The sequence below is a fragment of the Limosilactobacillus portuensis genome (assembly GCF_028607025.1).
In the GTDB taxonomy this organism is placed as follows: domain Bacteria; phylum Bacillota; class Bacilli; order Lactobacillales; family Lactobacillaceae; genus Limosilactobacillus; species Limosilactobacillus portuensis.
On the sequence record NZ_CP117296.1, the window covers coordinates 212,930 to 238,025 of the forward strand.

21 protein-coding genes, 3 pseudogenes and 1 other annotated feature are annotated in these 25,096 nt (G+C 41.1%); of the genes and pseudogenes, 22 read left to right on the forward strand and 2 right to left on the reverse strand.

Translation table 11 applies throughout. The annotated features are described in order from the left end of the window. Positions 1-20: 20 nt before the first annotated feature. The 21 genes and pseudogenes from PRK60_RS00930 (at position 21) to PRK60_RS01030 (ending at position 22,344) form a co-directional block, all read left to right on the forward strand. Positions 21-392: a cupredoxin domain-containing protein gene (locus PRK60_RS00930; RefSeq protein WP_102168221.1), complete on the forward strand. Its 372-nt coding sequence runs from the start codon at positions 21-23 to the stop codon at positions 390-392. Beyond that, a complete protein-coding gene (locus tag PRK60_RS00935; RefSeq protein ID WP_273646142.1) occupies positions 392-2,314 on the forward strand; it encodes a copper-translocating P-type ATPase in 1,923 nt (640 codons plus the stop codon). The genes PRK60_RS00930 and PRK60_RS00935 overlap by 1 nt, the downstream gene beginning before the upstream one ends. A 171-nt stretch (positions 2,315-2,485) precedes the next feature. After that, on the forward strand, positions 2,486-3,043 hold the full coding sequence (efp, locus tag PRK60_RS00940) for an elongation factor P (protein WP_040530735.1): 558 nt from the start codon (positions 2,486-2,488) through the stop codon (positions 3,041-3,043). A gap of 288 nt (positions 3,044-3,331) precedes the next feature. Further along, positions 3,332-4,351 carry a hypothetical protein gene (locus PRK60_RS00945; protein WP_102168218.1) on the forward strand — a complete coding sequence of 340 codons (1,020 nt, stop codon included), beginning with the start codon at positions 3,332-3,334 and terminating at the stop codon, positions 4,349-4,351. Between the two features lie 52 nt (positions 4,352-4,403). Further along, the gene (locus tag PRK60_RS00950; RefSeq protein WP_102168217.1) at positions 4,404-5,606 is read left to right on the forward strand and encodes an ATP-binding protein; all 1,203 of its coding nucleotides are present in this window, start codon (positions 4,404-4,406) and stop codon (positions 5,604-5,606) included. Continuing rightward, positions 5,587-6,447, forward strand: coding sequence for a DNA adenine methylase (locus PRK60_RS00955; protein ID WP_455326442.1), 861 nt, complete (start codon positions 5,587-5,589; stop codon positions 6,445-6,447). Before PRK60_RS00950 ends, PRK60_RS00955 begins: the two co-directional genes overlap by 20 nt. Before the next feature lie 2 nt (positions 6,448-6,449). After that, on the forward strand, positions 6,450-7,091 hold the full coding sequence (locus tag PRK60_RS00960) for a hypothetical protein (RefSeq protein ID WP_102168215.1): 642 nt from the start codon (positions 6,450-6,452) through the stop codon (positions 7,089-7,091). Between the two features lie 210 nt (positions 7,092-7,301). Then, on the forward strand, positions 7,302-8,645 hold the full coding sequence (locus PRK60_RS00965) for a TrkH family potassium uptake protein (RefSeq protein ID WP_273646144.1): 1,344 nt from the start codon (positions 7,302-7,304) through the stop codon (positions 8,643-8,645). Beyond that, the gene (locus tag PRK60_RS00970; RefSeq protein WP_102168213.1) at positions 8,638-9,306 is read left to right on the forward strand and encodes a potassium channel family protein; all 669 of its coding nucleotides are present in this window, start codon (positions 8,638-8,640) and stop codon (positions 9,304-9,306) included. The genes PRK60_RS00965 and PRK60_RS00970 overlap by 8 nt, the downstream gene beginning before the upstream one ends. 18 nt (positions 9,307-9,324) lie before the next feature. After that, positions 9,325-9,918: a class I SAM-dependent methyltransferase gene (locus tag PRK60_RS00975; RefSeq protein WP_273646145.1), complete on the forward strand. Its 594-nt coding sequence runs from the start codon at positions 9,325-9,327 to the stop codon at positions 9,916-9,918. 64 nt (positions 9,919-9,982) lie between these two features. Then, positions 9,983-10,132, forward strand: a pseudogene (locus PRK60_RS00980) (transposase); the annotation flags it as partial. A gap of 164 nt (positions 10,133-10,296) precedes the next feature. Next, positions 10,297-10,538 (forward strand) — a binding site (T-box leader). A 153-nt stretch (positions 10,539-10,691) separates the two neighbouring features. Then, a complete protein-coding gene (locus tag PRK60_RS00985; protein ID WP_242334490.1) occupies positions 10,692-12,323 on the forward strand; it encodes a peptide ABC transporter substrate-binding protein in 1,632 nt (543 codons plus the stop codon). Between the two features lie 82 nt (positions 12,324-12,405). Next, complete coding sequence (locus PRK60_RS00990; protein ID WP_102168210.1) at positions 12,406-13,338, forward strand: ABC transporter permease; 933 nt, start codon at positions 12,406-12,408, stop codon at positions 13,336-13,338. A gap of 1 nt (position 13,339) precedes the next feature. Then, complete coding sequence (locus tag PRK60_RS00995; protein ID WP_178695457.1) at positions 13,340-14,290, forward strand: ABC transporter permease; 951 nt, start codon at positions 13,340-13,342, stop codon at positions 14,288-14,290. Further along, complete coding sequence (locus tag PRK60_RS01000) at positions 14,291-15,349, forward strand: ABC transporter ATP-binding protein (protein ID WP_273646146.1); 1,059 nt, start codon at positions 14,291-14,293, stop codon at positions 15,347-15,349. It abuts the gene before it with no gap. After that, complete coding sequence (locus PRK60_RS01005; RefSeq protein ID WP_273646147.1) at positions 15,342-16,220, forward strand: ABC transporter ATP-binding protein; 879 nt, start codon at positions 15,342-15,344, stop codon at positions 16,218-16,220. Before PRK60_RS01000 ends, PRK60_RS01005 begins: the two co-directional genes overlap by 8 nt. Before the next feature lie 30 nt (positions 16,221-16,250). Further along, positions 16,251-17,426: a metal-dependent hydrolase family protein gene (locus PRK60_RS01010; RefSeq protein WP_273646148.1), complete on the forward strand. Its 1,176-nt coding sequence runs from the start codon at positions 16,251-16,253 to the stop codon at positions 17,424-17,426. Between the two features lie 257 nt (positions 17,427-17,683). Further along, positions 17,684-19,339 (forward strand): annotated as a pseudogene (locus PRK60_RS10100) (alpha/beta hydrolase family protein). A 13-nt stretch (positions 19,340-19,352) separates the two neighbouring features. Further along, on the forward strand, positions 19,353-20,558 hold the full coding sequence (locus tag PRK60_RS01020) for a metal-dependent hydrolase family protein (protein ID WP_102168205.1): 1,206 nt from the start codon (positions 19,353-19,355) through the stop codon (positions 20,556-20,558). 13 nt (positions 20,559-20,571) lie between these two features. Further along, the gene (locus PRK60_RS01025; RefSeq protein ID WP_273646149.1) at positions 20,572-21,921 is read left to right on the forward strand and encodes a M20/M25/M40 family metallo-hydrolase; all 1,350 of its coding nucleotides are present in this window, start codon (positions 20,572-20,574) and stop codon (positions 21,919-21,921) included. A gap of 198 nt (positions 21,922-22,119) precedes the next feature. Then, positions 22,120-22,344 (forward strand): hypothetical protein, encoded by a 225-nt coding sequence (locus PRK60_RS01030; RefSeq protein WP_146001916.1) that lies wholly within the window; start codon positions 22,120-22,122, stop codon positions 22,342-22,344. Here PRK60_RS01030 and PRK60_RS01035 read toward each other — a convergent pair. Together PRK60_RS01035 and PRK60_RS01040 are read right to left on the reverse strand one after the other, a co-directional pair. Continuing rightward, positions 22,282-23,065 (reverse strand): annotated as a pseudogene (locus PRK60_RS01035) (IS5 family transposase). The gene PRK60_RS01030 and the pseudogene PRK60_RS01035 overlap by 63 nt on opposite strands. A gap of 121 nt (positions 23,066-23,186) precedes the next feature. After that, entirely contained in the window at positions 23,187-24,215 is a 1,029-nt protein-coding gene (locus PRK60_RS01040; protein ID WP_273646150.1) for a YeiH family protein, read from the reverse strand. Positions 24,216-24,384: 169 nt separating this feature from the next. On the opposite strand from PRK60_RS01040, the gene PRK60_RS01045 reads away from it, so the two are divergent. Next, positions 24,385-25,095, forward strand: coding sequence for an alpha/beta hydrolase (locus PRK60_RS01045; protein WP_102168203.1), 711 nt, complete (start codon positions 24,385-24,387; stop codon positions 25,093-25,095). Position 25,096: the final 1 nt, after the last annotated feature.

The window sequence follows — 25,096 nt, forward strand, 5'->3', positions numbered from 1 at the left end:
TAGAAGTGGAGGAAATTATCATGGCACAAATCATTGTTTTAATTGTGGCGATTGCGTTAATCGCGGGAATTATTTGGTGGTTCTTTGGTAAACATACCGAAAGCAGTGAAAGAGCAATGGTTAATGATCAGCATCAAACTGCAACGGTAATCGTTCACGGTGGCTATTCCCCAGAAAGGGTTGTTTTGAAGAAGGGGGTTCCAGCAACCGTTAACTTTGAGATGAAGGACGGAACAGCCTGCCTATCCCACGTTGTTTTTAGTAAGTTGGGAATTGATAAGGACCTTACTAAGCAACCGGTAACCTCAATTAAGATTCCTACTGATAAAGCTGGTGAATACAATTTTGCTTGTGGGATGGACATGTTCCATGGAAAGGTGGTTGTTAAGTAATGAAACTTTCTAGTATCCAGCGTTTTTGGATTTCATTTATTTTAACGATCCCGATGATTATCCAAATGCTGGCAATGCCGTTTCATTGGATGATGCCTGGATATAATTGGATCGCTTTAATTACAACAACCTTGGTAATGCTAGTGGCAGCGGTGCCTTACTGGACGAGTGCGTGGGTTGCCTTTAAGAATCATCATGCGAACATGAACACTTTGGTTGCGTTAGGAACGGGAATTGCTTATTTCTATAGTATTTTTGCAATGATAACGGGACGGGCAGTCTACTTTGAAAGTGCTGATTTTATTGCTGTTTTCGTATTGCTCGGTGATACGATGGAAGAACGGATGCATAACAACGCGTCAAACGCTCTCAAAAAGCTTCTCGATTTACAAGTAAAGGAAGCTGACGTTTTACGGGACGGTAAGTTTGTCCAAGTACCATTAAGCCAAGTTAAAAAGGGTGACATTATTCGGGTTAAACCTGGACAGAAGATCGCCGTTGATGGTGTCATTACGAAGGGATCGACAACTGTTGATGAGTCAATGGTGACTGGTGAAAGTATGCCAGTGAGAAAAAAGGTTGGCGATAACGTAATCGGTTCAACGATTAACGGTGACGGGGCAATTGAGTTTCGTGCCACGAAGGTTGGGGATGAAACTGTCCTTGCCCAGATTGTTGAGATGGTCAAGAAGGCCCAAACTAGCCATGCGCCAATTCAGAATCTCACTGACCGAATTTCAGGAATCTTTGTTCCGACAGTCTTGATCATTGCAATTATCACCTTTGTAGTGTGGTATGTTTTCCTCGGGGCAACGGCGGTAAATGCAATGCTTTTTGCGGTAGCCGTGATTGTAATTGCCTGCCCATGTGCATTAGGATTAGCAACCCCAACTGCTTTAATGGTTGGAACAAGTCGAGCTGCCAAAATGGGTGTTTTGATTAAGGACGGTCAGGCACTTGAAGAAATTAATGCTGTAAAGATAATTGCCTTTGATAAAACTGGGACAATTACTGTTGGTAAGCCAACCGTTACTGACGTGGTCGGCGAGCAGACTAAGACTTTACAGGTTGCAGGAAGCTTAGAAGCGTCATCCGAACACCCGCTTGCTAAGGCAATTGTGGAAAAAACTCAACAAGAAAGAATTAAGCTTCTTCAGGTAACTGATTTTAAGGCAGTTGAGGGTCAAGGGGTAACAGCCAACCTTGATGGTCAGCCAGCATTTGTCGGGAGCTTGAAATTAGCTGAAAACGAACAGTTAACAGAAAAGCTGAAAGAACAGGCAGGTAAACTTCAAAGCGAAGCCAAGACGGTGGTTTATGTTGGCCTTGGCGATGAGATTGTTGGGTTGATTGCTATTCAAGATACGCCAAAAGAGAGTTCTGCTACGGCAATCGCCCAATTAAAAGCACGGGGACTTCGGACGGTAATGATTACCGGTGATAATGAACAGGTTGCCCAAGCAATTGCGAAGGAAGTTGGCATTGATGATGTCGTTGCCGGAGTGATGCCAAATCAAAAGTCAGCTGTAATTGAATCGTTGCAAAAGAATGGGAAAAAGGTTGCTTTTGTTGGTGACGGAATTAATGATGCACTAGCTTTGACCACGGCTGATGTCGGAATTGCGATGGGTTCAGGAACTGATATTGCGATTGAATCAGGAAGTATTGTCCTTGTAAAAAATGATTTACGTGGCGTTGTCCGGGCATTGTCGATTAGTCAGAAGACCTTTAATCGGATTAAGCTAAATCTCTTCTGGGCACTAATCTATAACGTTATCGGGATCCCAATTGCTGCTGGTGTCTTTGTTGGTGTTGGCTTGACCCTTAGCCCAGAATTTGCCGCATTAGCGATGGCCTTTAGCTCCGTTTCCGTTGTTACTTCTTCGCTGTTATTAAATTGGACGAAAATTGAGGACGCCTAGAACTTAATTTTTGATTTTAACTAAATTGCTGTGGTAGGTGTGATACAATAGGAACCGAATGCTTTATGAGCAAAATTACGAACGAAGCCATGAGGACGGGATTAATGTGATCCTGGATCATACTCTCATTGCGAGAGCGTAGTTCAAAAATACGTGAAGGAGTTTTTAGTTATGATTCAAACAATCGATCTGAAAAAAGGAATGGTTTTTGAACGCGGTGGCAAGTTGCTCCGGGTTCTTCAAATCAACCACCACAAGCCAGGTAAGGGTAACACTTTGATGCAAATGGACATCCAAGACGTTCGGACTGGTTCTATTGTCCACACTACTATGCGTCCATCCGAAAAGGTTGAACAAGTTAACGTTGATAAGCGCCAAGCACAATACCTTTACGACCAAGGCGATGCTTCAGTATTTATGGACATGGAAAATTATGACCAATACGAAGTTTCTGCTAGCCAACTAGGCGATGACAAGAAGTACTTGGTTGAAAATATGAAGGTTACTGTTAACTTTGTTGATGGTGAAATCGTTGGGATCGAATTACCAACCACTGTTGAACTTGAAGTTGCTGACACTCAACCAATGATTAAGGGTGCCACTATTGATGGTGGTGGTAAGCCAGCTACAATGACTACTGGTTTAGTTGTTAACGTCCCTGCCTTTATCAAGAACGGCGACAAGCTGATCATCAACACTACTGATGGATCTTACAAGTCACGTGCTTAGTGCCTAGAGTGTGAGCAGGTATAAAAAGCCTGTAAGACAATAATTTCTCCCGACTAGATGCTGTAAGCATCTGGGAGGGAGTTTGTTGTCTCTAAGGCTTTTCCTGCGAACACGTTTTGACTGTGTTGCAGTAGAACGTGCTACACATTAAATTCAAAAAAGACTAAGCTGAAATTTCAGCTTAGTCTTTTTTACAAGTTAGTGTTATCACTTGAACAAGAATTTGACTTCGAACAATTGTTCTAGTATATTTAGATAACAATTTATTTTAGTGGAGTAGTGACGATTTTGAAAAAGATAGTTACGATGACGGCTGAACACAGAGCTGGCATTTTACAACAATTAAATGAACGACAAATCGAAGCCCTAAGTGAGTTTACCCGCTTTACGATGCTTTCGCAGTTTCACACTCGTCACTATTTACAGAATACTGATTGGCAGTTTGTGGGGATGGTTGTTGATCCTTGGTATCGACGAGCGCACGGTCACCATGGCGAAAATCTTTACTGTGATTGTGGACGCCGCTTAAAGAACCAGTTTATTCTTCGCTCACGTTCGACAGGGAAACGGCTATGTTTAGGAATTACCCATTTTCAACAGCATGCAAGTATCCCAATGACAGTTGCTAAGGAGATTCAGCGAGGGATTAATGAGGTTCATTTGTACATGGATAGTATTCTGTTGAAGTACCAATCTGGACAACGCTTCCCTGAGAAGTTATTTGACTATGCCTGCCAACATAATGGGTTTAAGAATCGGGAAAGTACAATTTTGTTTCAACGCTGTCAGCTCTTTAGTCAGGTTAATTTACCACTATATAAAACTGACGAGCATGACTTACGTGCCCTGGTTGAGCAACTGCAATCAGGAAACCGGCCACGGCTAACTAAAGAGCAGATCCAACAGTTATTAGCATCAATTGCCGACGACTGGCGACAGGTAGAACAACAGATTACATTATTCACGTACCAGCTAAGTGAACAAGGATTAGGACAGCAGGAACTTCACCGGATAAAAAGCAATGCGATAAATTATGCCCTTCAAAGAAGAAAGAGTCGGTTCTTGGTTCAAAATTGGAAGGCACTTAACACATTAACCCTGACTAAGGCGCGGACCCAGCTAGCAATCAAACTGCGTGAGCTCGCATTCTACGTTTTAATAACTGAGCCGCTTGCAGAACAATTAATGATTAGTCGGACACAAGCACTGCAGATTCTAAAGATACATCGTTATCCAGTAAAATCATCTCATTCATTTGGCGTTCGGGAAGCCAGACAGCTGGTGACGACTATCGTAAGTGAACGGTAAAGAGTAGAATAGGGAGAGGATAGACGCGGATCAAATTGGAGGGCTGCATCATATGACTCAAACAACATTTGCAATAACGAGCGCTGGAAAGCCGGTTCAGGATATTCATCCTTTAGTTGCTCATCATTTACTTGTCGTGGGACAAACGGGAAGCGGTAAAACCACAAGTACTTTATCATTACTTGATCAATTGCAACGCACCAACTACACCACGATTATTCTTGATCCAACTGGTGAGTATTCAAAACTACCTAATTCAGTAACCTATAAATTAGGTGAAAATGCTTATCTTGAGGCTGGACAGTTAAGTGCTCATCAGTTACGGGAAGCTCTTCAAATATCGGGATCACCGCTGTTGAATGCTAAACTATCGCAGGCTGTCAATGCATTACGGATCCAACAGAACCTTGTTCAAAGTAATCAGCCATATGTTAAAATTGGGGTTCCAATTGCAGATTATCAAAAACAACTGGTAAGGCTCAGTAACTGGTCTCGTTCATTTGCACCCCAGCAGTTAGCAGAACAATTAATTGAGGAGTTCGTAATCCCGTATCCTGATGAACGAGCTGATTATTCATTGCTTGGGCAACAGTATGATCGGCCGACAATTAATCGAGAATGGAATGCAATTGCGACAATTCGTCAACGCCTTGTCAGCGATGCCTTTCGGGTACTATTTGATCCGGATCCACATCCAGGAGTTTTTAAGATAGAATTAAATTTTGTCATTAAAATGTTTTTGGAACACCGGAGCAGTCACCGAACATTAGTAATTGATCTTTCAAAATTGAAGCAATATGAGGAAAGTCAACGAGTAGTAATTTCATTGCTGCTAAAGAATCTTTTAGCTGCTCGCCTGCAAGCGCCTAATAATTTTCCGGTTAATATTGTTCTTGATGAAGCTCACCGATACTTGCCACAGGATGAACAGCAGCTTGCGGATAACGGTATTTTCCAGGTTCTACGTGAAGGACGCAAGGTCGGTTTGTCAATGACATTGACCACTCAATCACCATTAGATTTGCCGGCCCGCTTGCGATCACAATTTGCTAACCTCTTACTTCATCATTTGACAAGCCCGGAAGAACTTTCTAGTTTAGCGATTACTGACGGGATTGATTTACGTGAGATTAGTCGGTTATCAACTGGAGAGGCAATCTTGTTGCTAGCAAATACACCACAACGAAAAATTAAGGTTAACCTGCCAAAATGGTGGGAAAATAATCATGATGGGAATGAAGAGAATGGAGATTGAAGGACAAACAATCGCTGTGCCATTTGTAAAATGGGTTGGTGGTAAACGGCAATTACTAGCCGAATTGGCATCCTATTACCCGAAAAAATTTAATCGTTATTTTGAACCATTTATCGGGGGCGGGGCTAATTTACTTAACCTTCTCCCAAAGAAGGCAACGATTAATGACTTTAATGAGGAATTAATTAATGCTTGGCAAGTGGTTAGAGAACAACCTGAGAAGCTAATTAGCCTGGTTAGCGAACATGCAGATAATGATAGTAAAGAATATTATTTGGATATTCGGTTAGCTGATCGTGACGGTCGTTTGTCAAAAATGTCTGCAGTTGAACGGGCAGCGCGCTTTATTTATTTGAATAAGGCCGGCTTCAATGGCCTTTGGCGCGTTAATTCGAAGGGACAGAATAACGTTCCCTATGGTGCTCATAAGAAGGTTAATGTTCCGGTCAATGCGATTCGAAATGATCATCATTATCTAGCTACTCATGATATTGAAATCCTTCAGGGTGACTACCGGAACGCAGTAGCAAGTGCCGGACAAGATGATTTTGTTTATTTTGATCCGCCGTATATTCCCGTAAATCAAACAGCTGCATTTACCAGTTATACCAAGAACGGCTTTGGTTTAGTCCAGCAAGAGGAACTGCGTGATTTAGCGATCCAGTTGGCCGATCGTGGGGTTAAGGTAATGTTGTCTAATTCCGACGTACCGTTAATTGAGCAACTCTATGCTGATCAGCACTTCCGTATCCATCACGTACAAGCGCGCCGAAGTGTTAATTCAAAGGGAAATAAACGGGGTAAAGTTGGCGAAGTAATCATTACGACTTATGGAGATTAAATATGATTGAGAATGGTACAGGTGGCGCAAATACTAATTTAAATGGCCTTGCATTTGAACGACAAACAGATTTAGCCCATCACTTGGCAAATGATTTTAACGGAAGATATGAGTTAACAGAATATCCGATCAAAAAAGAAAATTTGGTGAAAAGCGGGGCTAAAGATCGGCATTATCTTGTCCATGATCGGATTAATAATGAAGATATTGGTGTCGTGACCAAACAGTTTCAGTTTTACAATGTCTTGAAACAAGTTTATGGAATTAAGAATATTCATCATAAATTCTGGAAACCTGATGAAGCCTTTTTTAACTTTAAACGCCGGACAGTTTTTATTGTTGAAAAGAAGTATCAAAATGGTTCTGGATCTGTTGATGAGAAGTTATTCGGCTTTAATGCTAAGCGAGTTCTCTATCAAGAATTGTTTAATCGTCAGATGAAAGAGCCGGTTATTCCAGTAGAATTTATTGCGATGTTTAATCGTTCATGGTGGCTAGATGGTCAAACATTAGATAAAACCACGGGCAAACTAAAGAAAACTCAATCGGTTGATTATCACGATTATTTTGACAGTCTCCGGAATAATGGAGTCCGAATTATGTTTGACCATTATGAAGACTGGTACCTTGGACTAGCCGACTAGAGTGATTAATTCGTAATTGAAAAGATAACGGGACAAAATTTATATTTTATGGTATAACTAGTTATGGATTATTTTATCCAATTAATTACTTTGAATCACAAAAAGGGCGACGGTATTATACCGTTGCCTTTTTTGTCGGAAATTGTTAATGTGATCAGTAGTTAATGTTAAGATAGAAAGCATACTAGGTGAATTAGGCGGTGGTCGTTAATGATCGAGATTTTTAACCATAAATATTCCTTTCCCAAGATACTAACTTGGGGCTTTTTAGCGATCATTTTTCTCGGGACGATTTTATTATCATTGCCGATTGCAACACGTTCTGGGCATAGTGATGATATTATGACGGCCTTTTTTACTTCCACTAGTGCAACCTGTGTGACTGGCCTAACGTTAGTATCAACGGCAACTTACTGGTCCTTCTTTGGTCAAGTGGTAATTGCGATCCTAATGGAAGTTGGTGGGTTGGGTTTTATGACATTTGCGGTAATGATGTCCTTATTAATCCATCAACGAATGCGGATGTCGACACGGTTATTAACTCAAGAGGCTCTCAATCTTGACCATCTTTCTCAGTTAAATGTGGTTAACTTGATTATTCGCCTGTCGATTATTATCCAACTTGCAGGAATGGGCTTGCTTTTTATTGACTTTTATCCTCGCTACGGGTTAAAAAAGGGACTGTGGTTTAGTGCTTTTCATTCTATCTCGGCGTTTTGTAATGCTGGGTTTGATTTGACCGGGAATAGTCTTGAAGATTACGCAAAGGATCCTTATATGTTGACGGTAATGGCTGTGTTAATCATTACTGGTTCATTTGGGTTCCTGGTTTGGCAAGACCTGCTTCAATTTCCTAAGTGTCACCACTTGTCGCTCCATACGCATTTAGTTCTCCGGACTGGGGCAGTTATCTTTGTTATTTCAGCACTTGTTTACTTTTTGACTGAACATAATTTAAGTCAGTTTAGTAGGGAGTTAACCTACCCGCAGCGATTGCTTAATACGATCTTCATGGCAATTACTCCCCGGACAGCTGGACTCGTTACCGTCCCGTATACAAAATTGAGTGCTGCCGGAATCAGTACAACAATTATTCTAATGTTTATTGGTGGTGCACCAGGGTCGACTGCTGGAGGGATTAAAACCACAACGATTGGGTTACTAACGCTTCAAAGTATTGCGACCTTACGTGGACGAAGAGATACGGTTTTTGCCCATCGCCGGTTTACGGATGAGAATGTCTTTCGGGCCTTAACACTGCTGTTTGTTGCGTTTGCGATTTTGATGATTTCAATTTTGATATTAGTCGAAACCCAAGCACTTCCTCGGCACGATTCGTTAACATACGTTACTTTTGAGGCTACAGCAGCCTTTGGAACAACGGGAATTTCTCTTGGAATTACACCAAGTCTAAATTTTGTTGGTAAATTGATTATTATGTTTTTGATGTTTATTGGTCGGGTTGGGATCTATACGGTCATGTACTCAATTCTCAATGCTCAGCCAAAACAACGGGAATACCGGTATCCAAAGGAAGGTGTCTTAATTGGTTAAACGAGAAAGCTATGCTGTCATTGGTTTAGGACAATTTGGTTCGTCTATTTGTGATGCGCTTGTTCAAGCGGGGCAAGAAGTCCTTGCAATTGATAGTAATGAAGAGGTAATTAATGAATACGCTGACTCTGTTATGCGAGCGGTAATTGCCGATGCTCAGGATGAGGACGCCCTCCGCGATCTTGATATTGGAAGCTTCGATCATGTTTACGTTTCTATCGGAAAGAACGTTGAAGCCAGCATTATGGTAACGTTAATTGCCAAAGAATTAGGGGCAAAGGATGTTATCTGTCGAGCAGAGAATGCGAACCATGCCCGGGTCCTTGAGAAAATCGGGGCCGATCAGGTTGTACGACCAGAACATGATTTAGCAAAGCGGCTTGTCTTTCAACAGTTGAATCCAGGTGTAATTGATTATGTCCAGCTCAGTAAGAAGGTCACGTTGGCTGAGGTTAATATTAATAACCCAAAGTTCTTTGGCAAGACTTTAGACGAGCTTGATTTTCGGAATCGGTTTAACGTTAACGTCATTATTATCGTAAATGCTGATGATGAGGTTAACCAGATGCCTCAAGCTAGTGATGTGATCAAGCCACATGATAAAATTACAGTAGTGGGCGACTTAAAGGACATTAAGAAACTTAATAGTATTGTTGCTTGACCGAAAAGAGGGTAAATCATGAAGGTATTATTAGTGATTATTATTATCTTAATCTTGTTAGTGGTAGGAATTTATTGTAATACACTATTTCGGGGACGGAGTTTAATTTGGGGACAAATTCTTCGGGAACTAAAGATGCCTGAGAACGCTCAGGTTGCAATCCTAGGGCTAAACTATGCGGGCCTCTTTATTGATGTGGCAAAGCGGTTGAAGGCTCCAGGAAAGGTAACGGGAGTCAACATTGGTAATGAAAATGTGACAAAGCAGGAAAGTGAGCGGATTAAGGAAAATCGGGTTGCCGATCGGGCGAAACTGGTTGATGGTAGTTTGCTGAACCTTCCGTTAGAGAGTCGGCACTATGACTATGTCCTTTCAACATTTACTTTCCATAGTGTTTCTCCCGCGATTAATCGGGGACGGGCAATTCAGGAAGCTGTTCGGGCAATGAAGCCTAATGGCACCCTAATCATTGTTGATTTTGGTAACCTTCAACAATACCGCCCACTTCTTAACAACCTCGGTTTTCAAGACGTAAGAGTAGTTCCAACCGGTATCAATGGTTGGTGGGGCGGTCCATGGTTAAAGACCAGCGTCCTAACGGCAAGAAGATAAAGAGAAAGCCTTTAGAAACTGTTTGAGGTCTTTGAGAGACCTCAAACAGTTTCTTATGAACGGTCAAGTAACGCCACAGCGCTGGGTCGTGGAACGTAGTTTCAGTTGGTTAACCAACTGGCGACGGCTTTGGTTCAATTACGAACGCAAGTTAAATACCAGTAAAGTCATGGTTGCTATGGCCTTTATAGGGATCCTGCTTGCTCGTCAATAGAGACCTCAAACAGCTTCTAAAAAGTTATTTTTTGTGAATCTGATGAGACTTATTATAATCATTAATAAATCGTTTTCACGAAAAAATTAAAAAATAATGTTAAAAAAGCGTTGACAAATGAGAATATTATCAGTAATATCTAATGTATCAATTAATTGAACAAAGGAAATGCTTTGAGAGGAACAGTAAGAATTTACGAAGTGCGTAGAGAGCTCTCATGAATGGTGAAAGAGAGACACGGGGTAATTTCTTAAAATCATCCTTGAGCATGATAACTTGAACTAATAGTAAAGTTACCAAGAATGCACCCTTTATCGTGCCAGCGTATGAATGCGTACGTCAGAGGTTTAGTCAGTGATGACTAAATGAAATTAGGTGGTAACACGGTAAACGGATCGTCCTAAGCAGCATAAGTTGTAGCGCTGCTTAGGACTTTTTTTGTTCAATTAAAGCAAGCTTTCTAAATGGGGGGGAAGAACATGGAATCCGACATTTATTAGTAAGATTAAAATTAGATTAAAGAGAGATTATATTATAAGCCTTACGGGAGAAATTTATTATGAGAATGAACAAGAAAGTATTAACTTTAGCCGGGGTTGTGGCTTTAACAGCAATGTCCTTAGCAGCCTGTGGTAATAACGATAAAAATAAAGCAAGTGGTGATTTAAACGTTACTTTAAAAGCAAATCCAGTTACGCTAGATCCTGCTAAAACAATTGAAACACCAAGTTCATCGATGCAAATACAGTCATTTGAAGGGCTTTTAAAGTATGACAAAAACAATAAGGTGGTTCTTGGTGAAGCTGCTAGTCAACCAAAAGTTACGAATGATGGTAAGACATGGACCTTCACTTTAAAGAAGGGGCTGAAATGGAGTAACGGTGATCCTGTTACTGCTCAAGATTATGTAGCCTCGATGCGACACTGGGCAGATCCAAAAACTAAGTCACAAGCTGCCGATCGCGTTGCTGATCTAGAAAACTACGAACAAGTTTCTAAAGGTCAATCCCCAACATCAGCACTTGGCGTTAAAGCGCTCGGAAAAGATAAGGTGCAATTTACATTTAGTAAAAAGTTACCAACGGTTAATGTTCGGAACAACTTTGCTTCTAACTTAAAGCCAGTTAACCACAAGGTCCTGGCAAAAGAAGGAAGTAAGTATGGTTCAACTTCCGATAAGGCCGTTTATAACGGACCATACAAGGTTGTAAACTGGACCGGTGGTAGTGATGATAACTGGAGCTACGTAAAGAACAATCAATACTATGGTAAAAAGAATGTTCATATGAACAAGGTTAATGTTCAGGTCACCAAAGATAACAACACCGCTCAAAACTTGTTTAATTCTGGTAAAGTTCAAGAAACATCAGTTACTTCTGATTACGTTAAGGGTAATAAAAATAACAAAGAACTACACACTAGTTTAATGGCAACCCAATATTACCTCTACTTCAATGGTAAGAATGACTTAACAAAGAATGAAAACTTCCGTCAGGCCGTTAACTACGCCTTTGATAACAATCAATTAGCGAAGAAGGTTCTCCAAGATGGCTCTGTTGGTGCTACTGGTTGGGTACCAAAAGGTGATATGAAGAATCCAAAGAATGGTCAAGACTTTGCTGAAGAAGCTGGCCATCTGCAAAAGCAAAATAAGAATAAGGCTCAAGATTACTGGAAAGCCACCCAAAAGGATCTTGGTAAGAAGAACATGACATTAAATCTATTGGCAGATAACACCGATGATCAAAAGCAAGTGGCTGAATATCTTCAATCCACATTACAAAAGCAATTTAAGGGACTCAAGGTTGAAATTACAACATTACCACACGCACAACACGTTAGTCGTGATTTTGCTGGTAAGTTTGAACTGAACCTAACAGATTGGAATTCTGATGTTCCTGATGCTTCTGATTTCCTTTCTCTTTTGAAGACCGGCAACAAGGTTAACTTTACTAACAACACTGATCAGAAACTTGATGACTTACTGAACCAAGCCAACGATGGTACAAAGTCTGCTAGTGAACGTTACAAGCTTCTTCAAGAAGCAAATAAGCAAGTCCACACTAATGCTGATGGTGTTCCTCTGTACACCGCTGCTCAAGCACACTTAGTTTCTAAACATGTTACTGGTTTGAACTACGGTCCATTTAATACCGTTGCTCAATACCAATACGCTCAATGGAAGAAGTAAAATTAATATCCGAAGCTTAAATAAAGAAGGTCTGCTTGCTCCTCTGTTAGACCTTCTTTATTTATAAGAACAGGAGGATTTTATGAGAAAGTATATTATTAAACGGTTACTAATGATGGTGCTAACTCTATTCATTGTTGCCACCTTAACATTCTTTTTAATGAAGATGATTCCGGGATCGCCTCTTGGGAACACAATGAAGCTCTCAAAGGCTCAACAGTTAGCCGTTGAAAAACAATATGGATTAAATAAGCCGGTTTGGCAACAATACCTTTCTTACATGACAGGGGTTCTCCACGGTAATTTTGGAATGTCCTACCAATATAATAGTACGACGGTCGCCTCCTTAATTGGTCACCGGGTAGGACCATCCATCCTCATTAGTTTTCAAGCCTTGGTATTAGGGGTTGTTGTTGGGATCCTTTTGGGATGTGTTGGTGCCTTAAAAAAGGGGACGTGGGCTGATGCTACCAGTAGTACACTAGCGGTTATCGGTATTTCATTCCCCAGCTTTATTCTGGCAATCTTACTTCAGTACTATCTTGGTTTTAAATTAGGATGGTTCCCAGTAGCCAGTTGGGACGGTTTCCCATCAACCATCTTACCAACAATCGCATTGTCGGCTGTACCAATGGCTCAAGTTTCACGATTTGTCCGGACAGAAATGGTGGAAGTCTTAAATTCTGACTATATCTTGTTGGCAAAAGCAAAAGGATTATCGGTCCCACAGGTTGTTTTCCGCCATGCATTAAAGAATAGTATTATTCCTGCTTTAACATTAATTGGCCCATTAGCAGTTACCCTTATTACTGGTTCAATGGTGGTTGAAAATATCTTCTCGGTTCCAGGAATCGGTGAATTATTTATTAACTCAGTTTTGGCTAATGATTATCCAGTAATCATGGGCTTAACAATGTTTTACTGCCTATTACTATGTGGTATTTTGTTGCTGACCGATGTTATGTATGGATTAGTTGATCCACGAATTCTTTCAAAGGAAAAGGGGGAACATTAAGATGGAGACACCTAAAAAATTTACTTCGAAAAATGAAGAATTTCAGTTTGTCAATCTCGATGAAGTGACTGCCGCTCAAAGTGGAGTTGCCCCAAAGTCCTTATCCTTTCATGAGAAAGCTTGGCATCAGTTAAAGCATAATCATGCTGCGATGGTTTCCTTAATTTTTTTACTCTTTATTGCGGTTGTATCAGTGGCTTCCCTATTTTGGATGCCCCATGATCCTAATGCACAAAATGTTAGCTTATCAAACTTGAAGCCGTTCACTAATGGTAGTTATCCACTAGGGACCGATGGACTAGGGCGCGATATGTTTTCACGACTCCTTTATGGCACGCGAATTTCATTAATGATTGCATTATTTGCCACCCTTGTTGATATTTTAATTGGTGTTCCATACGGTCTCGTTTCCGGATGGTGTGGCGATCGTGTTGACAATATTTTACAACGGATCATTGAAATCATTAGTTCAATTCCAGAATTAGTATTAATCATGCTTTTACTGATCATCTTAAAGCCAGGAATGGTTTCCATCATTCTAGCAATTGCACTTAGTTCATGGGTTTTGATGGCACGATTAGTGCGTGCCTCAGCGATGCAAATCAAGAGTGCTGATTTTGTTCTCGCTGCTCAAGCAATGGGGGAAAGTCCCATGCAAATCGCATTTCGTCACATTTTACCGAATACCATGGGTGTGATTATTACACGGACAATGTTTACAATTCCGGCAGCAATTTTCCTGGAAGCGTTACTTTCCTTTATCGGAATCGGTGTTAAAGCGCCCAATGCTTCATTAGGGACATTGTTAAATACTGGTGAAAAAGGGTTCCAATTCTATCAATACCAATTATGGGAACCGGTCCTCGTCCTATCTTTAATGATGATTGCCTTCAACTTACTTGGTGATGGATTACGGGACGCATTTGATCCTAATACGAGGGGGGAGAAATAAATGGCAGAAGACGTACTGACAATTAAAAATCTTTCGGTTGATTTTAAGACCCTTGAAGGGACCGTCCACGCAATTCGCAATGTAACATTGAAACTACACCCCGGTGAAGTTCTCGCATTAGTTGGTGAATCTGGTTCCGGTAAATCTGTAACCACCAAAACTATCATGCAACTCTTACCTAAGAATGCAGAAGTGGTCAGCGGTAGTGTTGAATATGAGGGTCGTGACTTATTAAAGCTGCCTGAAAAGGAATTACAAAAACTGCGGGGAAATGATCTTGCAGAAATTTTCCAAGATCCGATGACTGCTCTTGATCCAACTATGCGGGTTGGTAAACAAATCATGGAAAACCTATTGCAACACCAGGACATTAATAAGGAAGATGCAAAGAAAAAAGCGTTAGCAATTATGGAAAAGGTGGGAATCGTCAATGCTAAAGAACGGTTTAAAAACTTTCCATACCAGTTTTCTGGTGGGATGCGGCAACGAATTGTAATTGCCATGGCTTTGATTTGTAATCCCAAAATTTTAATTGCAGATGAACCAACAACTGCGCTTGACGTTACCATTCAATCACAAATTTTAAAGCTTATTAAACAGCTGAAGGACGAGTTAGGGACAGCGGTAATTTTCATTACTCATGACTTAGGCGTAGTTGCTGGGGTAGCTGATCGGGTTGCAGTAATGTATGCTGGACGAATTCTTGAATTCGGGTCAGTTAATGATATTTTTTACTATCCCCAACATCCATATACAGTTGGCCTACTAAAATCGACACCAACGATGGAGATGGATGGTGGTGATCTCGAATCGATCCCAGGAACACCACCAAACTTAATTAATCCACCAGCTGGTGACCCATTTGTTTATCGTAATCGGTATGCTCTAAAGATTGATTTTAAGAAATTACCACCATTCTTTAAGGTCAGTGATACTCATTACGCAGCAACTTGGCTGTTGGACAAACAAGCACCAAAAGTTCATTTAAAGGATAAGCTTGATCAACGTCGTCAACATTATGCAAAACTCGTTGAAAAGGAGGCCCATCAAGATGACTGAAAACCTAGTAGAAGTTCACCATTTAAAGAAATATTTCCACCAAGGACGTCCTGATGAAGTCCATGCGATTAATGATGTCTCCTTTAATATTCAACGTGGTGAAGTCTTTGGCCTAGTAGGTGAATCCGGTTCAGGTAAGACAACAACCGGGCGGTGCATTTTAAATCTATATCAGCCAACTTCTGGTGACATTATTTATGACGGTGAGGATGTCACTAAACTAAAGGGACATCAAAAATTGAAGGAGTTTCATCAAAAAACCTCAATGATTTTTCAAGACCCATACTCGTCTTTGGATCCCCGGATGTCAGTTCGTGACATTATCGCTGAAGGACTTAAAATTCACCAAAAGATTACCAATCGTGAAGAATTTGATGAAAAAGTCGCGGAGACCATGAAATTGGTTGGGCTAACACCAGACCTTATGAATAGGTATCCATATGAATTTTCAGGTGGTCAAAGACAACGGATCGGAATCGCCAGATCACTTGCGGTTGAACCAGAATTTGTTGTTGCTGACGAACCATTATCAGCTTTGGATGTTTCCATTCAGGCACAAATTGTTCAACTCATGGAACACCTCAAGGAGGTTAGAAATTTAACTTACCTTTTTATTGCTCATGATATTTCGATGGTTAAATATATTTCTGACCGTATTGGGGTTATGTATCATGGCAAGCTTTTGGAATTAGGAACAGCAGATGAAATTGTTAATCACCCACTGCACCCATATACACAGAGTTTATTATCCGCGGTCCCAGTTCCAGATCCTACTTATGAACGAGTACGAAAACAATTTACTTATGATGAAGAACCAGCAAATGTACCTTTACGCGAAGTCAAGTCAGGTCATTATGTTGCGTTGGCTTAAGAAATAAATTAAAGAGGGAGAGTGTTTATTATGGCAGTTCAATATAAAAATGCTCAAGTTTTTAATGGCCATGAATTTGTCAAAACAGATTTTACCGTTGAAGATGGCTATTTTAAAAACGTTGGTAAGAATAGTAACACTGATCAAAGCGTAGATTTAACAGGAAGGTTTGTGACCCCCGGCCTAATTAATGCTCATACTCATATGACAATTCCAGCTGATCCTTTTTATTGGACTAGTCGACCACAAAATACAGTTTCTAAAACAGTCTTAGCAATGCAAAATCTAAAAGAGGCGTTATCAGTTGGTGTAACCTACGTTCGTGATGTTGGCTCAACTGATAATGTTGACCTGACATTAATGAAACTCAACCTTCCTGATTTACCAGGAATTGTTGGTAGTGGTCGGGCCTTATCAATGACTGGTGGTCATGGTTCCAACAAGAGTGGTAATCCCGATGATGGAACTTTAGAGGTTGATGGTGTTCGCCAAGGTGCCCGGACGGTTTTAAAAGAGGGAGCACGGAATGTTAAGTTAATGGCTACAGGTGGCGTGTCCTCTCCAGGAGAAACACCCTTTGATGTTCAATTATCAGAAGAAGAAATGCATGCTGCCGTCGTTGAAGCCCACCATAAAGGATTCCCAACCGCTGCCCATGCTCAAGGAACTGAAGGAATTAAGAATGCCGTTCGTGCCGGAATTGATTCGGTTGAACATGCTATTTTTATGGATGACGAAGCTGTTGAGTTAATGAAAGAGCACGGGACTTTTGTTGTCCCAACATTGGTCGCTCCACGGGCAATTTATGAAAATCCTGACCACCTTCCAGATTTTATGGTAAAGAAAGCGCGCCAAGTTGCAAAAGCTCATCTTACAAGCATCCGTAAGATTGTTAAGGCGGGTGTTCCCGTTGCAATGGGAACGGATGCTGGAACTCCATATAACACCTTCGGCCATTGGGTCGTTAATGAATTAAAAATGTATTTAGATGCGGGAATGACTCCGGAGCAGGTATTAAATTCTGCGATAACCGTGGCTGCTAAATTGCTACGGGTGGATGATTATGTCGGGAAAGTTGACAATGAATTTGAAGCAAACTTTGTTGTCCTTGATAAGAATCCATTCGATGATTTTTCAGCATTTGAACAAGCGGTTGCCGTTTATCGGAAGGGACGGCGAGTTGTTAACCGGTTGGATGTTAAATAAGGAGGATGATAATCATGAATGGTTTAAATGTTAATGACCTCGTTAATTTAACGAATACCGGTGCTTTGAAAACCCATTTGAGCGCTCGGGCATGGTTAACTGCCTGCGCCAACGCTGATGATCTTGAACATTATCGTTGGCAACTATGGTTTCAACCTCTTGACCAAACACCTGTAATGGTTGTTGAGACTAATAACCAACCTGGCTTTACCTTTAATGGTGACCACCAATTAGTTTACACGACGGTTAATACACAAATGAAGCACACGCGTCTTCATTTTTATGATGTAAAAAATTATGAAACAAGTAAGACGGTTTTATTAAAAGACCACCAATTAAAGGTTTTGGAGAAACTTGCCGGTGGACAATTTTTGCTCGGTGGCAGAACACAACGACCAGATAAAGAACCGAATAAGCCTTGGCATGAACTTAAAGAGGTTCCCTATTGGTCAAATGAAGAGGGCCTGGTTGACCAAACAAGACGCCACCTGTGGGTGTTTAATTCGGCAACCGAACAATTAAATGATTTGCTACCTCAGGACTTTGATTGTTCGAATTATTGGTACCAAGATGGTCAACTCTTTTTATGTGGGGTAAGTTACAAAAATTCACGACCATTTAAGGATGGCCTGTATAAATATGATTTTGTCAATCAAGAATTACAGGAGTTAGTTCGTCCTAATCAATATCGAGTAGATACTATTGCTCTCTTAAAGGATCAATTATTTGTTCTAGCAAGTAACTGCAAGATCTATGGGATGGGTGAGAACCCTAATTTCTATCGTTATTCTGGTCACACCCTGCATTTAGTAGCTAAATGGGACCACAATGTTGGCAATATTGTGGTTAATGATATGACCGTTGTTGGTGGTCACAGTAGCACTGTTAGTGATGGCAAGTTGTACTTTGTTTCAACCGTTATTGACCATACTGAGGTATATTCATTTGATGGTCAACATATTAATTTAACCTTTAAGTGGCCTGGTGCAGTTAACTCACTAGCTTCAGAAAATCAGCGACTTGTCTTCACTGCAACGACGGCTGATCAACCGCAACAGGTTTATCAATATGATGGTAGTGATTTGGGACAAGTAACAAAATATAATCGCTTCTTGCAAAAGCGGTCAGTGGCGACAATGCACGAATTTGAATATTATGATTCCACTAATCGTCAATGTCATGGATGGGTACTGTATCCGGTTAATTATCAATCTGGTAAGAAATATCCGGCAGTTCTTGAGGTCCATGGTGGTCCACGAGCAACTTATGGCACCAGTTTTTTCCATGAAATGCAAGTCCTTGCTAATGCCGGTTACTTTGTATTATTTACTAATTTACATGGTTCGGAAGGACAAGGAGATGAATATGCAGATCTGCGTGGTCGCTATGGACAAGTTGACTACGCAGATTTGATGGCATTTACAGATGCCGTTCTAAAATAGTATGTAGATATCGACCCGACCAAGGTTGGTATTACTGGTGGTAGCTATGGTGGTTACATGACTAATTGGGTAATTGGTCATACTAATCGTTTCAAAGCAGCGGTTAGTCAACGGAGTATTGCAACATGGGTTTCGATGATGATTTCCGACATTGGACCAGAATTTGTTACCGACCAGTTAGCAGCCAGTCTCGATCAAGAAAATGGTATGCAGACTTATTGGCAACATTCACCGTTATCCTATGTCCACAATGTCCAAACACCGACTCTTTTCCTTCATTCTGACCATGATTTCCGCTGTCCAATTCCTGAAGGTTACCAAATGTTTCAATCGATGAAACTTCAAGGAGTGCCAACCAAACTAGTTGTCTTCCATGGCGCTAATCATGATTTGTCAAGGGATGGTCGTCCTGACCAACGGATGAAACGTTTGACTGAAATGGTAGCCTGGTTTAATAAGTATCTAAAGTAAGGAGAGACTAACAATGACAACAACATTATTTCATAACTGTAATTTATTCACTGGAACTAAAAATGAAGTAACTCCTGATGCCTGGTTTACGGTTGATGATGATACCGGTCGATTAACTGCATTAGGGACAGGTAATCAGCATGGCGAAGCAGATCATGTTGTGGATCTTCAAGGTCAGTATGTAATGCCAGGATTGGTTGACGCCCATACTCATATGATGATGGATGCTTTAACCAACAAGCTGTATTACCTTACGGAAACTGAAGTCACCTTGCAAGCATTAGAGAACCTCCGGTCAGCATTACGAGCTGGTGTTACCTACGTTCGTGATTGTGGCGCCGCTTTTGATGTTGATATTAAACTTAACAAGTATCGTGCTAAACACCCGTTTGTTGGACCGGAAATTTTACCCTCTGGTCGACCAATGTCGATGACTGGTGGACATGGTGATTTTACAGAAGGTGAGCATGGTGAAACTACTTGGGGATACCTCGTTGATTCTCCAGAAGAAATGCGTCATGCAGTTCGGTTAGCTTTCAAGGAAGGCGCCAAAAATATTAAAGTAATGTCAACTGGTGGAATTATGTCAGCAACTGACCAGGTTGATGATACCGAATTAAGTCTGGAAGAATTAACAATGGCGGTTAAAGAAGCGCACTCTAAACACATGACGGTTGCCGCCCATGCTGAAGGAGCAAAGGGTATTCATAATGCAATTGTTGCCGGGGTTGATTCAGTTGAACATGGCTGTTACTTACGACCAGAAGATGTTAAATTAATGAAAGAAAAGGGAACTTACTTGACCCCAACGTTAATTGCTGGTTACACAATTCCTAAATTTGGTCAAGGCAAGCTTCCTCAATATATGTTAGATAAAGCGGAAGCTTTCTTAGATGACTTTTTTGAAAATGTTGGTCGCGCACTTCAGGCGGGTGTTAACCTTGCCTTTGGAACTGATTCGGGGACGCCCTTTAATGAATTTGAAGATGCACCGTTGGAACTCGGTTTGATGGTCAAGGCTGGGGCAACGAATTATCAAGCACTACATGCTGCTGGATTAGGCTCTGCAACTTTATTGCGGGTTGATAAGGATTATGGAAGTTTGGAAGAGGGCAAATTTGCCGATTTCCTTGTTTTGAAGGAGAACCCATTAGCTGATGTTAGTGCTGTTCAACAGGTTGATAAAAAGGTTTATCAGCATGGTCAGCAAAAATTCTAGGAGGTGAAAACCAATGGAACTAAACCGTAATAAGGTTGAGGAATATGCCCTTGACCACTGGCATGATTTTAAAGAATACCTAGAACATCCAAGTATTTCTGCACAAAACAAGGGGATTAATGAAACTAGTGATTGGTTAGTGCAAACCTTTAAAGATTTAGGAGCTAAAACCGCAACTAAATGGGATGACCAGGGTGGCAACCCGGTTGTTTTTGCCGAATTTAATGGCCATAGTAATTATACCGTTCTCTTTTATAATCATTATGATGTTCAACCACCTGAACCATTAGACGAATGGAAATCGGCACCCTTTAAGCCCACCGAAAAGAACGGAAAATTGGTAGCTCGTGGTGTTTGTGATGATAAAGGTGAATTAATGGCTCGCCTTGGTGTTGTTAAATACTTTAATGAGCATGGTGGTTTACCCGTAAATCTTAAGTTTTTCGTTGAAGGGGAGGAAGAAACTGGCAGTCAGCATGTTGCGCTATATGTCAATGCTCACCAAGATGAATTAAAAGCAGATGCTTGTATTTGGGAAGGCGGTGGCAAAAACTCGGTAGACCATTTTGAGGTCGTTGCAGGTGTCAGGGGCATTGTCAGTTTTGATATTAAAGTTAAAACGGCGAACGATGATATTCACTCATCATTGGCAAGTTATGTTCCTAATGCTGCTTGGCGATTGTTAGAGGGCTTAGGTTCTCTCCGCGATCCTCACACGGGGAGAATCATCGTGAATAATTTTTATAGTGATATTGAACCTTTAACAACTGACGAAAAGACTGCCGTTGATGAAATGGATTTTGACGAAGATAATGTTAAAGAAACCTATGGACTAAAGCGACCACTGGTTACAAATCACCCCCGTGAGGAGTTGGTTAACGGAACGACCCTGACAATTAATGGCCTTTCTGCTGGTTATGAAGGCGCTGGGGTTAAAACAATTGTTCCAAAGGAAGCAAGTGCCAAACTGGATTGTCGATTAGCACCTAACCAAGAACCCAAGAAGGTAATGGAATTGCTTAAAGAGCAGTTAAGAGTAAATGGCTATGATGATTTTGAAGTACACCTTAATGTCGCGGAAGATGCTTGGCGGACACCAATGAAGGACCCGTTCGTCCAACAAGCACTCAAAACTGCTCGGGTTGTATATGGTCCGATGACAAAGTTTGTCCCGAATACAGCAGGAGGCGGACCGGCTCAACCATTTGGAGAAACACTTAATCTGCCAGTAGTAATGGTTGGTGTTCATTACGCGAAGAGTGGTCCGCATGCTCCTAATGAACACATTCGCCTCAGTGATTACGCAGAAGGAAGTTATTATTTAGCCACTTTCCTCAATCAACTCGGTGAAAGTCACCAATAATATAAATTCAATCATTCATAATATTTAGCCTCTCAGGTTCAAAACAGCTGAACTTGAGAGGCTTTATTTTAAGTTATTTGTAAGGTTAATTCATTCTGGCTAGACATTGGGACCAATTTGTGAAAAATTGAAAAATGCTATTAAATAGCGGGAAATTAACATGTATGTATAATACGTTAACTAATAGGAGATAATCTTATGTCGAATACTCAAATGACAGGAAATGGTATTGATGCCAAGCGGATCCATATCATCCATAATGATGAAGAATCAAATATGTCAATTAAGGATATTTTTGATCCCTTAGAATATCCACAATTAATTGCTGTTACGGGACACGTTAGAAGCTGTTTGAGGTCTCTATTGACGAGCAAGCAGGATCCCTATAAAGGCCATAGCAACCATGACTTTACTGGTATTTAACTTGCGTTCGCAATTGAACCAAAGCCGTCGCCAGTTGGTTAACCAACTGAAACTACGTTCCACGACCCAGCGCTGTGGCGTTACTTGACCGTTCTTCAGATCACTTTGTTTGGCGATAATGACATCTGCACCAATGATTGCATGGACCGACTGGGCGAAGTTATCGCTTGTATAGCTACCATCGGCCATCGCTCGCTGAACAAGATCAAACTGCTCTTCATTTAACGCGAGTAAAGCGATCGCACCGTCCCGTTCGGAGACATTAGCTGTGGTAATGTGGATCGCGAATGGGAGACCATTAATATCAACGGCAAGGTGGCGTTTAATCCCACTGATTTTCTTGCCGCCATCATACCCTTTATTTTGGGGTGTTGCCGTATTTTTGACGCTTTGCGCATCAAGAATTACGAACGACGTTCGTACCGATCGTCCCATTCGTAATCGCTCTCGAGCGACAATTTTTTTAAAAGCAGGTCAATCAGGGAATATTCCGAATTAGCTAATGGTTTTGACCACATGGCAAAGTAAGTGTAAACGGTTTGCCATTTCGGAAAATCATGCGGCAACTGACGCCATTGAGCGCCCGTACGAAGCTCGTAAAGCACTGCATTGAAGACATCAAATAGGTCCTTCGAGGACATGTACGCTTGCGAAACGTCTCAAGGTCAACGCGAATCAATTCAAATTGGTCACGAGTGATATTGCTTGGATAATCAGTCATAATGAAGTCCTTTTTTCACATATTTTACCGGAAATTCAAGCGTCTTTCAAAGATCTCAAACAGTTTCTTAGTATTCGGCTAATACCGAGTGCTAAAGGCTTTATCAGTTTAAAGTAGTCTTTTAGAAGAAGAGGCGACTCATAACAATCATAAAGATTAGTAAACAGGTTGAACTGATAATGGTAGCACCAAAGACAGCACCACCACGTTTGAAAATAACCCGGAAATTAACTGAGATTCCAAGAGCTGCCATTGCCATCCCTAAAAAGATGTAAGCTGCTTGAACAAGACCATCAAGGAGTCCAGCAGGAAGTGGCAGAAATGTTCCCAAAATACTGGTAAGGATGAAACCACCCAGGAACCACGGAATTGGCAATTTCTTTGGTGCCTGTTCGTGTTCTTCAATGCTTTCACGGATAAGCCGCCGTTGGTACCAGTAACCGACAATTAAAGCTACCGGGGCAAGAAGAAGGACCCGAGAAAGCTTCATGATTAACGTATTATCTAAGCTGGCTTCACCAAAGGCCCCTCCAGCAGCGACTGCATGGGCAATTTCATGAAGTGATCCACCAGCGACAATCCCGAATTGGGGATCGGTTAAGCCAAGGATTGGTTTAAGACCAATTTCAACCAGGGTAAAGACGGTTCCCATGACACAAACAACTGCTACCGCGAGGACCTCATTTTCCCGTTTCCGTTCTTCATCGGTAGTTTCGATCTGTGGTGAAACCCCCATGACGGCAGCGGCACCACAAATTTCGCAACCACAAGCTGATAAAATTGCTAACTCATCTTCAGCACCGAATTTTCGGCTGAGCCAGTAAGTTAGGCAGATGGTTCCGGTAACACCGACCATCGCAACTAAGATTGTTTTTACCCCAGCCTGGGCGAGTGATTCGAGATTTAACCGAAAACCAAGAAGAATAATCCCAAGACGGAGAAACTTGTTTGAGATGAAGCCCATTCCAGATTTAGCATCAGCTTGTAACTTACTTGGGGTCAGTTGCATTGCAATCCCAAGAAGCAACGCAATTACTAGGGCACCAATTAGGTTAACATATGGTAGTTTTGCTAAAAGAACTCCCGCAACTGCACAGATGAGTGTCATTACAGCTGCTAGCCAGAAGCTCTTTGTTTTAATAATTGACATTATTTAATAATTCCCCTCTCTTTAATCCTGTATAACTTTAGCAGATCCATGAGCATAAACAAGGGGATTTATTAAGAAAGTTAAATGTAAACGGTTGCCGCAGTCATTCTGCTTGAAGTTGTCTTCAAAAAGCATGAAAATAAAGGTGTCAAAAAATGGAGGGATATTAATGGATATTCAAAATGTTTCACTATTTCAGTCTTTTTCTTCGTTAGATATTTATCATAGTAATAGTGATGAGCCGCTACCCGGAATCGTAATTATCCCCGGAGGCAGTTACAATGAGATTATGGAGCGTGATTCTGAACGGGTGGCAATTACCTTCGCAAGTCACGCTTTTCAGACATTTGTGGTTCGTTATCCGGTAGTTGAACATAAGGATTACCAAGCAGCTAAATCAGCAGTTGCCCAGGCATTTGACCATATTGTTGCCCATGCTGACGAACTAAACGTTGATCCAAAGCGGTTAGGAATTATCGGGTTTTCAGCTGGAGGACAATTAGCGGCTGCGTACAGTAATATCGCTCACACGAAGGCTAAGTTTGTTGGTCTTGGCTATCCGGTAATTAAACCGACGATTGATGATCGAATGGGCGTGGTAACTGAGGATGTTACTCAACTTGTTAACGATAATACTCCGGCAACGTTTATTTGGGGGTCGTTTAATGACCAAGTAACACCATTCAATGATCATATTTTGCCATACGTTCAAGCATTGAGAGCTCATGACGTTTCAGTCGAACTTCACGAATTCTGCACTGGAAACCACGGACTGGCACTTGCTAATAAGTATACGGGAATCGTTAATAATGACCGGACGGATGAGCACATGAGCGAATGGTTTAACCTCTTTCTTAATTGGCTGAAAACATTGAATTAGG

Excerpts from the sequence above, each read along its gene's own strand:
- PRK60_RS00995 (WP_178695457.1), top strand. The coding sequence starts at position 13,340 with ATGGAGACACCTAAAAAATTTACTTCGAAAAATGAAGAATTTCAGTTT.
- PRK60_RS01040 (WP_273646150.1), bottom strand. The coding sequence starts at position 24,215 with ATGTCAATTATTAAAACAAAGAGCTTCTGGCTAGCAGCTGTAATGACA.
- PRK60_RS01020 (WP_102168205.1), top strand. The coding sequence starts at position 19,353 with ATGACAACAACATTATTTCATAACTGTAATTTATTCACTGGAACTAAA.
- PRK60_RS00975 (WP_273646145.1), top strand. The coding sequence starts at position 9,325 with ATGAAGGTATTATTAGTGATTATTATTATCTTAATCTTGTTAGTGGTA.
- PRK60_RS00960 (WP_102168215.1), top strand. The coding sequence starts at position 6,450 with ATGATTGAGAATGGTACAGGTGGCGCAAATACTAATTTAAATGGCCTT.
- PRK60_RS00985 (WP_242334490.1), top strand. The coding sequence starts at position 10,692 with ATGAGAATGAACAAGAAAGTATTAACTTTAGCCGGGGTTGTGGCTTTA.
- PRK60_RS01025 (WP_273646149.1), top strand. The coding sequence starts at position 20,572 with ATGGAACTAAACCGTAATAAGGTTGAGGAATATGCCCTTGACCACTGG.
- PRK60_RS01045 (WP_102168203.1), top strand. The coding sequence starts at position 24,385 with ATGGATATTCAAAATGTTTCACTATTTCAGTCTTTTTCTTCGTTAGAT.
- PRK60_RS00990 (WP_102168210.1), top strand. The coding sequence starts at position 12,406 with ATGAGAAAGTATATTATTAAACGGTTACTAATGATGGTGCTAACTCTA.
- PRK60_RS01010 (WP_273646148.1), top strand. The coding sequence starts at position 16,251 with ATGGCAGTTCAATATAAAAATGCTCAAGTTTTTAATGGCCATGAATTT.
- PRK60_RS01030 (WP_146001916.1), top strand. The coding sequence starts at position 22,120 with ATGTCGAATACTCAAATGACAGGAAATGGTATTGATGCCAAGCGGATC.
- efp (WP_040530735.1), top strand. The coding sequence starts at position 2,486 with ATGATTCAAACAATCGATCTGAAAAAAGGAATGGTTTTTGAACGCGGT.
- PRK60_RS01000 (WP_273646146.1), top strand. The coding sequence starts at position 14,291 with ATGGCAGAAGACGTACTGACAATTAAAAATCTTTCGGTTGATTTTAAG.
- PRK60_RS00965 (WP_273646144.1), top strand. The coding sequence starts at position 7,302 with ATGATCGAGATTTTTAACCATAAATATTCCTTTCCCAAGATACTAACT.
- PRK60_RS00955 (WP_455326442.1), top strand. The coding sequence starts at position 5,587 with ATGAAGAGAATGGAGATTGAAGGACAAACAATCGCTGTGCCATTTGTA.
- PRK60_RS00950 (WP_102168217.1), top strand. The coding sequence starts at position 4,404 with ATGACTCAAACAACATTTGCAATAACGAGCGCTGGAAAGCCGGTTCAG.
- PRK60_RS01005 (WP_273646147.1), top strand. The coding sequence starts at position 15,342 with ATGACTGAAAACCTAGTAGAAGTTCACCATTTAAAGAAATATTTCCAC.
- PRK60_RS00935 (WP_273646142.1), top strand. The coding sequence starts at position 392 with ATGAAACTTTCTAGTATCCAGCGTTTTTGGATTTCATTTATTTTAACG.
- PRK60_RS00930 (WP_102168221.1), top strand. The coding sequence starts at position 21 with ATGGCACAAATCATTGTTTTAATTGTGGCGATTGCGTTAATCGCGGGA.